Here is a 6,174-nt window from a genome sequence, read left to right on the forward strand (position 1 = left end):
CCTCTGCGGGGTAAACCCCCCCCCCCCTTTCTTTCGTTTTCCTCAACCACGGCGCCCTCTGGGGGGGGGGGGTTTCCCCCGCGAAGCGGCCGGTGCAGATTTATACCGTTCAGCTGTTCTGGCGCATCCGCCGCGCCTGGCGGTACAGATACAGGCTCAACACCAGCCCGCACGCCGAAGCCCCTGCCGCAAACAGGAACATCGACGCAAAGCCGAACCCCGCCGCCACCGCGCCCACCAGCGGCCCGGTAATCCCCAGCGACAGGTCGATGAACAGCGAATAGGCCCCCACCGCTGCGCCGCGGTTGGCCGCCGATACCTGGTTCACCGCCTCGACGCCCAGCGCCGGGAACACCAGCGAGAAGCCGAAACCACTGAGCGCCGCGCCGGCCAGGGCCATCTCGGCGCTCGGCGCCAGCCACAGCATCAGCAACCCCAGGGTCTCCACCGACAAGCAAACGATTGCCACGCGAAAACCACCCAGCCGGTTGATCATGTTGCCAAACAGCAGGCGCGCACTGATGAAGCTGGCGCCGAACAGGCTCAGGGTCAGCGCCGCGTTGGGCCAGTCACGGCTGGCGTAGTACAGGGTGATGAAGGTGGCGATGGTGCCAAAGCCGATCGAGCCCAGGGCCAGCCCCGAGCCATGGGGGAACACCTTGCCCAGTACTTGCAGGAAGGGCAGGCGCACCCCGCTGACCACCGGCGCTGCGCGCTTGGGCCAGGCCAGCAGCAGGCCGAGCACACCCAGCAGGATGATGCTCGCGCCCATGCTCCACAGCCCAAGGTGCTTGACCATCAGCACCCCGAGCGGTGCGCCGATGGCCAGTGCGCCATAGCTGGCGATGCCGTTCCAGGAGATCACCTTGGCGGTGTTCTGCGAGCCGACCCGGCCGATGCCCCAGCCAATCGAACCCGAGCCCACCAGGCTTTCCGCGCTGCCCAGCACCAGGCGGCCGATCAGCAGGCAGGACAGGCTCAGCCAGGGCCAGGGCGTGAGGAAGTGGCAGGCGAGCATGAATACGCCGCTCAGGCCGCAGCCGGCCAGGCCCCACATCACGGCTTTCTTGCTGCCGAGGTTGTCGATGATGCGGCTGGCGGTGGGGCGGCTGAGCAGGGTGGCCAGGTACTGCACACTGATCACCAGGCCGGCGATGACGGCGCTGAAACCCAGTTGGTTGTGCACATAGCCCGGCAACACGGCAAGGGGGATGCCGATGTTCAGGTAGCCGATGAAGGTGAAGAGGACGATCGAGACGACTTGCAGTGTGACCGCAAGGGGGCGCGGTGAATCGGGCATGGGGCCTTCGATGTATAGAGGTTCTGGACGGTGTGAAAACGCGATGGCGGGGAGTTTCCCACAGGCCAGCCGTTTTCACACTGTCGGGGTCTGCGCGGTTATTCCTGGTCAGCGCTGGATTGATCGTCACCGTGCGGTTCGACGGCAGGCGTCGGTTCGGCGTGGGCGGCAACGGATTGCTCTTCGGGGTTCAGGCTTGGGAAGGGAAGATTCGGGATTTCATGCATCTCGTCGTTCCTCGCAAGTGTGAGTGAAAAGACTGCGCGTGGCGCGTGTGTGGCTTCGAAAAGCAGGGGCAGGATACAGCAGTGAGGATGACAGTTTGAGATTTTTCCGCCCCGTGGGTCGGTTTTTGCGGGCGATCAGCGCACCACTGACTGTGCTCGGGTAGCGGAAAACACTGTGGGAACAACTGTCTTGTATTGCCTGTGCGGGCTTCATCGCTGGCAAGCCAGCTCCCACAGCTATGAGACTGGCGCGGTCCATGTGGGAGCGGCTTTAGCCGCGAACACCGGCGTAGCCGGTGCCAGGCTCCGCGTCGCTTGCTTCGCGGCTAAAGCCGCTCCCACAGGTACTGCGATATCAGCGGCAGACGTCGGCGATTGCCGCTGCCAGCTGTTCCAGGCGCTTGGCATCCGCCCCGGCGATATTCGCCCGGCCGGTGCCGACCATGTACACGCTGTGCTTTTCCCGCAGCAGGCGCACCTGCTCCGGATTCAGTCCGGTGTACGAGAACATCCCGCGTTGCGCGGCAATGTGCGCGAAGCGCTCGGCCAGGCCGTGCGGTTCCAGGGCCTTGACCAGCCCTTGGCGCAGCTCGGCGATGCGCTGGCGCATTGCGTCGACTTCTTCGATCCACAGCGCCTTGAGCGCCGGGTCGCCGAGAATCTCGGCCACCACCGCCGCGCCATGATCCGGCGGCGTCGACCACAGGTTGCGGGCAATGAACGCCAGCTGGCTGCGCACGTCCTGCAGTTTCTCGGCGTTGTGGCTGCAAACCAGCAGGGCGCCGGTGCGGTCGCGGTACAGGCCGAAGTTCTTCGAGCAGGAGCTGGTGATCAGCAGCTCCGGCAGCTCGGCGGCGAACAGTCGTACCGCCCAGGCATCTTCCTCCAGCCCGTCGCCGAAGCCCTGGTAGGCGAAATCGATCAGCGGCAGCAGGTTGCGTCGCTTGACGATGTCGAGCACCGCGCGCCAGTCGTCCTGGCCCAGGTCGAAGCCGGTGGGGTTGTGGCAGCAGGCGTGCAGCAGCACCACGTCGCCTTCGGGGGCCTGTTCCAGCGAGGCGAGCATGCCGGCGACGTCCAGGCGATTGTCCGTGCCCACGTATGGGTAGTGGGACACCTTGAGCTCGGCGCCGCCGAAGATGGTCTCGTGGATCGGCCAGGTCGGGTCGCTCAGCCAGATGCCGCGGCCCGGCAGGCAGTGGGCGATGAATTCCGCCGCCAGGCGCAGGGCGCCGGTGCCGCCCGGGGTTTGGGTGGCGCCGGCGCGCTGGCTGGCCAGTAGAGGCGAAGCGCTGCCCAGCACCAGTTCGCTGATCAAGCGGCCGAAGGCTGCGTCGCCGTGGCCGCCGATGTAGCTTTTGCTGGCTTGCTGGGCTATCAGGCGCTGTTCGGCCTGCTTGACCGCCGAAGGGATCGGCGTCAGGCCCTGGGCGTCCTTGAATACGCCTACGCCCAGGTCGAACTTGGCCGGATTGGTATCGCGCGCGTAGGCCTCCATCAGCCCGAGGATCGGGTCGCCAGGGACCCGTCCGATCGCCGCGAAATGCATCACTTACGCCCTTCGGCGGTCTCGGCGACCTTGTCGGTGCGGGCGCACATGATGAAGTCGTTGCGGTGCAGGCCTTTGATCGAGTGGCTCCACCAGGTCACGGTGACCTTGCCCCACTCGGTCAGCAGGCCTGGGTGGTGGCCTTCGGCTTCGGCGATTTCACCCACGGCGTTGGTGAAGGCCAGGGCGTGCTTGAAGTTCTTGAACAGGAATACGCGCTCGAGCTCCATGTGGCCGTCGCGCACTTCGATGTTCCAGTCCGGGATCTCGCGGATCAGTACCGCCAGTTCTTCGTCGGAGACCTTTGGTGCATCGGCGCGGCAGGCTTCGCAGTGGGCTTGGTTCAAGGCATTCATGGTGAGTATTTTCCGTTTTGAGTTGTTATCGACGAAGGTGGCTCAGGCGGCGACCTTGGGTGGAAACTTCGGTGCGTGCAGGCCCAGCTGCATGGCCTGGTGGACCATGGCCATGATGTCTTCGTGGGCCAGGTCGAACAGGCGCTTCATGTTCGGCAGGACGAAGTACAGGGGCTGCAGGATATCGATGCGGTACGGCGTGCGCATGGCTTCGATCGGGTCGAAGGCCTGGTGCTCGGGTTCGCCGGACAGGCTGTAGACGGTCTCTTTCGGCGAGGAGAGGATGCCGCCGCCATAGATCTTGCGACCTTGCGGGGTTTCCATCAGGCCGAATTCGATGGTCATCCAGTACAGGCGCGCCAGGTAAACGCGTTGTTCCTTGGTGGCCGCCAGGCCCAGCTTGCCGTAGGTGTGGGTGAACTCGGCGAAGAACGGGTTGGTCAGCAGCGGGCAGTGGCCGAAGATCTCGTGGAAGATGTCGGGCTCTTGCAGGTAGTCGAGTTCTTCCGGGGTGCGGATGAAGGTGGCGACTGGGAAGCGCTTGCTGGCCAGCAGTTCGAAGAAGGTCTGGAAGGGGATCAGTGCCGGTACGCGGGCAACCTGCCAGCCGGTGGTGGCGCCGAGCACCTTGTTGACTTCGCCCAGCTGCGGGATGCGGTCATGGGGCAGCTTGAGCTGCTCGATGCCGTCCAGGTATTCCTGGCAGGCCCGGCCTTCGATGACTTTCAGCTGGCGGGTAATCAGGGTGTTCCACACCGCGTGCTCTTGCTGCGGGTAGTCGATAAACCCTTGCGCATCGGGCTCGCGGGCCACGTATTGCGTCTGTTTCATGCGGCGCTCCTGGTGAGGGCTTTCTTGTTATGTGCAGGACATGCATTAGGAATATCCCTACATCCGCCACTTTGCACGGGGTCGCGAGCCGCTATCGGGCGTCTGCTGTATCGGATTTTGTAACGATAATTTTACAAAAGCCCTGTCATCCCGGAAAATCACGGAGATCGAGCTGGCCCTCAAGTGGATTTTGTCAGCTTATCTTTACGACTTTTCCGCGTGCCGAAGAAAAACTTCGGCCGCTTCGAGAGCTTTCATGCGTATCAAAGTGCACTGCCAGAACCGAATCGGGATCCTGCGCGACATCCTCAACTTGCTGGTGGAGTACGGCATCAACGTGCTGCGCGGTGAGGTGGGGGGTGATCATGGCAACGCCATCTACCTGCACTGCCCGAACCTGATCAACATCCAGTTCCAGGCCTTGCGGCCGAAGTTCGAATCGATCGCCGGAGTGTTCGGGGTCAAGCGGGTCGGGCTGATGCCCAGCGAGCGCCGGCACATGGAGCTCAATGCCTTGCTCGGGGCGCTGGACTTCCCGGTGCTGTCCATCGACATGGGCGGCAGTATCGTGGCCGCCAACCGCGGCGCGGCGCAGCTGCTTGGGGTGCGGGTCGATGAGGTGCCGGGCCTGCCGCTTTCACGCTATGTCGAGGACTTCGACCTGCCGGAGCTGGTGCGCGCCAACAAGTCGCGTATCAACGGCCTGCGCATCAAGGTCAAGGGTGACGTGTTCCTGGCCGACATCGCGCCGCTGCAGTCGGAGCACGACGAAAGCGAGGCGCTGGCCGGCGCGGTATTGACCCTGCACCGCGCCGACCGCATCGGCGAGCGCATCTACAACGTGCGCAAGCAGGAGCTGCGCGGGTTCGACAGCATCTTCCAGAGCTCGCGAGTGATGGCGGCGGTGGTGCGCGAGGCCCGGCGCATGGCGCCGTTGGATGCGCCGCTGCTGATCGAGGGCGAAACCGGTACCGGCAAGGAGCTGCTGGCCCGCGCCTGCCACCTGGCCAGCCCGCGTGGCCAGGCGCCATTGATGGCGCTCAACTGCGCCGGCCTGCCGGAGTCGATGGCCGAAACCGAACTGTTCGGTTACGGGCCGGGGGCATTCGAGGGCGCGCGTGCCGAAGGCAAGCTCGGGCTTTTGGAGCTGACCGCAGGCGGCACCTTGTTCCTCGACGGGGTAGGGGAGATGAGCCCGCGCCTGCAGGTGAAGCTGCTGCGTTTCCTGCAGGACGGTTGCTTCCGCCGGGTGGGTAGCGATGAGGAGGTTTACCTGGACGTACGCGTGATCTGTGCCACTCAGGTCGACCTGTCCGAGCTGTGTGCCCGTGGGGAATTCCGCCAGGACCTCTACCACCGGCTCAACGTGCTGTCGCTGCACATCCCGCCGCTGCGCGAGTGCATGGATGGGCTGGAGGGGTTGGTGCAGCACTTTCTCGACCAGGCCAGCCGGCAGATTGGTTGCCCGATGCCGCGGCTGGCGCCTGCAGCGATGGACAAACTCAGTCAGTACCATTGGCCAGGCAACGTTCGGCAACTGGAGAACGTGTTGTTCCAGGCCGTGTCGTTGTGCGAAGGCGGGGTAGTGAAGAGCGAACATATCCGTTTGCCGGATTATGGTGCGCGCCAGCCGTTGGGCGAGTTTTCGCTGGACGGTGATCTTGCGCAGATTGTCGGGCGTTTTGAAAAGGCGGTACTTGAAAGTTTGATGAGTGAATATTCAAGTAGCCGGGCGTTGGGCAAAAGGCTGGGTGTTTCACACACGACGATTGCCAACAAGTTGCGTGATTATTCACTTAACAAGTCGGCTGACTAATGTCAGAAAGTTGTGGCATTCAGTAATTTCGCGGCTAAAGCCGCTCCCACAGGAATAGTGAGAGCCTGTGGGAGCGGCTTTAGCCGCGAAAGGGC

At 63.8% G+C, this 6,174-nt stretch carries 6 protein-coding genes; 1 reads left to right on the top strand and 5 read right to left on the bottom strand.

Annotated features, from left to right (window positions below):
• Positions 1 to 109: 109 nt before the first annotated feature.
• From ABE459_RS25540 to phhA, 5 genes are all read right to left on the bottom strand, one after another.
• Positions 110 to 1,300, bottom strand: a complete 1,191-nt coding sequence (locus ABE459_RS25540; RefSeq protein ID WP_258704882.1) for an MFS transporter — start codon at positions 1,298 to 1,300, stop codon at positions 110 to 112.
• A 98-nt stretch (positions 1,301 to 1,398) separates the two neighbouring features.
• On the bottom strand, positions 1,399 to 1,527 hold the full coding sequence (locus ABE459_RS25545) for a hypothetical protein (protein ID WP_256671375.1): 129 nt from the start codon (positions 1,525 to 1,527) through the stop codon (positions 1,399 to 1,401).
• A 355-nt stretch (positions 1,528 to 1,882) separates the two neighbouring features.
• The gene (locus ABE459_RS25550; RefSeq protein ID WP_346648168.1) at positions 1,883 to 3,079 is read right to left on the bottom strand and encodes an amino acid aminotransferase; all 1,197 of its coding nucleotides are present in this window, start codon (positions 3,077 to 3,079) and stop codon (positions 1,883 to 1,885) included.
• Positions 3,076 to 3,432, bottom strand: coding sequence for a 4a-hydroxytetrahydrobiopterin dehydratase (locus ABE459_RS25555; RefSeq protein WP_125465035.1), 357 nt, complete (start codon positions 3,430 to 3,432; stop codon positions 3,076 to 3,078). Before ABE459_RS25555 ends, ABE459_RS25550 begins: the two co-directional genes overlap by 4 nt.
• 42 nt (positions 3,433 to 3,474) lie before the next feature.
• A complete protein-coding gene (gene phhA / locus ABE459_RS25560; protein ID WP_125465034.1) occupies positions 3,475 to 4,263 on the bottom strand; it encodes a phenylalanine 4-monooxygenase in 789 nt (262 codons plus the stop codon).
• A gap of 256 nt (positions 4,264 to 4,519) precedes the next feature.
• Between phhA and ABE459_RS25565 the strand changes: the two genes are divergently transcribed.
• A complete protein-coding gene (locus ABE459_RS25565) occupies positions 4,520 to 6,079 on the top strand; it encodes a sigma-54-dependent transcriptional regulator (RefSeq protein ID WP_125465033.1) in 1,560 nt (519 codons plus the stop codon).
• Positions 6,080 to 6,174 lie beyond the last annotated feature (95 nt).

The sequence above is a fragment of the Pseudomonas sp. TWI923 genome, assembly GCF_039673365.1.
GTDB classification, from domain to species: Bacteria; Pseudomonadota; Gammaproteobacteria; order Pseudomonadales; family Pseudomonadaceae; genus Aquipseudomonas; species Aquipseudomonas sichuanensis.

Excerpts from the sequence above, each read along its gene's own strand:
- ABE459_RS25540 (WP_258704882.1), bottom strand. The coding sequence starts at position 1,300 with ATGCCCGATTCACCGCGCCCCCTTGCGGTCACACTGCAAGTCGTCTCG.
- ABE459_RS25545 (WP_256671375.1), bottom strand. The coding sequence starts at position 1,527 with ATGCATGAAATCCCGAATCTTCCCTTCCCAAGCCTGAACCCCGAAGAG.
- ABE459_RS25555 (WP_125465035.1), bottom strand. The coding sequence starts at position 3,432 with ATGAATGCCTTGAACCAAGCCCACTGCGAAGCCTGCCGCGCCGATGCA.
- phhA (WP_125465034.1), bottom strand. The coding sequence starts at position 4,263 with ATGAAACAGACGCAATACGTGGCCCGCGAGCCCGATGCGCAAGGGTTT.
- ABE459_RS25565 (WP_125465033.1), top strand. The coding sequence starts at position 4,520 with ATGCGTATCAAAGTGCACTGCCAGAACCGAATCGGGATCCTGCGCGAC.